At 72.3% G+C, this 2,038-nt stretch carries 2 protein-coding genes; both read right to left on the bottom strand.

Annotation, left to right across the window (positions count from 1 at the left end):
* The coding region (locus AC6EI8_RS26230; RefSeq protein ID WP_498383354.1) for a rhombosortase-dependent MprA family serine protease at nucleotides 1-1,484 on the bottom strand (1,484 nt) is incomplete at its 3' end.
* A 235-nt stretch (nucleotides 1,485-1,719) separates the two neighbouring features.
* Nucleotides 1,720-2,038: hypothetical protein (locus tag AC6EI8_RS26235; protein ID WP_498383356.1), on the bottom strand; the 319-nt coding region annotated here is incomplete at its 5' end.

Genomic DNA, 2,038 nt, shown 5'->3' on the forward strand with positions numbered 1-2,038 from the left:
GGCGCACCCGCGGCCGCGGCCAGCGCGCGGTTCGCGTCCAGCAACCCGGCGCCGCAATTGCCGGCGTTATTGCCCGTCGTGCAATAGGTATTGGCCGGATGCGGGCGCGCGCTGCTCTTGAGCAGTTCGGTGACCTGGGCGCTGGTCAGGTTGCCGTTGACCGCCAGCATCAGCGAGGCGACGCCCGACACCATCGGCGCGGCGAAGCTGGTGCCCTGCGAGTTCACCAGGGTGTAATTGCGCGCCGTCGTTTCGCCGTCGTTGGTCAGCGTGCGGATCGTCGACGGCGGAGCCAGGCAGGTCCCGTTGGACACCTTGCTGTTGGCACAGCCGCCACCGGGCGCGCTGATCGCGATCTGCGGGCCGACGTTGGCATAGCTGGCGTTTTCGCCGTCGTTGACATGGGCGGTCACCGCGATCACGCCACGGCAGTCGGCCGGCGCTTCCACCGCGCCGGCGCTGTTGCCGGCGGCGGCCACCACGACGACGCCGCGCGCGGCGAGCTCATCCACCGCCTGCTGCTCGAAGCTGCTGCAAGTACCTGCGCCGAGGCTGATATTGACCACGCGCGCCGGCGTGGGATTGTTCGGGACGTTCGGTACCGGCAGGCCGCCGGCCCAGCGCATCGCGTCGACGGTATCGGACAGCAGGGCGCCGCAGCGGCCCGAAACGCGCAGCGGCTGGATGCGCGCGCTCCAGTCGACCCCGGCGATGTCCTGGCCGTTATTGGTCACCGCGCCCAGCACGCTGGCGACGCGGGTGCCATGCCAGGTGCTGGGACGCTGGTTTTGCGCGGCCGGCATGCCGGGGCAGGCGAAGCCCTGCGGCACGAAGTCGCCGGCATCGGTCGGGTCGCCATCGCGGCCGTCGCCGTCCTGCGAATACAGCGGATCGGCGATGAAGTCATAGCCGCTCACTAGCCGCGCCGCCAGGTCCGGATGCGGCAGCACGCCGGTATCGACCACCGCGATCACCAGGCCTTCGCTGCCACGCGAACGGTCCCAGGCGGCGGGCAGATTGGCGGCGCCCGGGATGACCGCGGGCGAGCCCAGATAAGGCTGGTTGATGGCGAACTCGGGATCGTTCGGCACCGTGTCGTGCAGCCGCAGCCAGCGGTCCGGCACCGCGTCCGCCACGCGCGGATCCTGGCGCAGCTGCGCGGCCACCGCCTCCGGATCGGCGCCCTTGCCGGCCGGCACGCCGAGCAACGCCAGGTTGCCGCCCATCTGCCGCTTGACGGTCAGTCCGATGCCGGTCTGCTCGGCGACCTTGCGCACCTGTTCGGCGGCGGCCTCGGCCGGCATCAGCGCGGTGCCGGCGGGGGCGTCCTTCCAGCGGACGATGATGTTGCCGCTGTAGACCGGGGCCGGGCGGGCGTCCGGACTCGTCGCGGCCATCGCGGCCGAAGGGGGCAGGATGGCGCCCGCCGAGACGGCGGCGGCCAGGACCAGACGCAGGGCGACGGGCGGAATCGAACGCGGCATGAACACCTCCGGGAGGGGCGAAGCCGGGGTGCAGGGGCCGGCGCTCGCGGGCATGTGGCTCAAAGATAGTTGGGGGAATGCGGGCGGGCAATCGGCGCTCGTCCGACAGCGCACGCTATCGGGGTGACGTCCGGGGCGGTTTCGCCTTTCTCGGTCGGCTGCCTTGAGCCGCCTGCGTGGTCCGCCTGCCTGGCCGCTTTCCCGATCCGGGTTAACGGCAGCCGTCGCCCGGTCTTCAGTTCGCCGGCATGTCGCGCCCGGTCGGCTTGGGCCGGCTGGGCGTCAGGCGGCGGTCTGCCTCGGCCGCCTCGATGCGCGGCAGCGCGCGCAGCGTGGTGACCGCCTGCTCGATGGTGGCCTCCGGCGACGGCGAGATCGCGGTGACCAGCCAGGTGCCGCCGGACATCGGGCGCTTGACCACGAAGCGGATCGGTCCCTTGGCCTGGGCCAGCAGTTCGCCGGCCTGCAGCGAGGTATCGACGGCCGGCGGCGTGAAGCGGACCAGGATGTCGCCGACCGCGCGGTCGTCGGTGATGGCGCCCGGCGGCGGGGTG

This window comes from Cupriavidus sp. R6-3 (assembly GCF_059772245.1).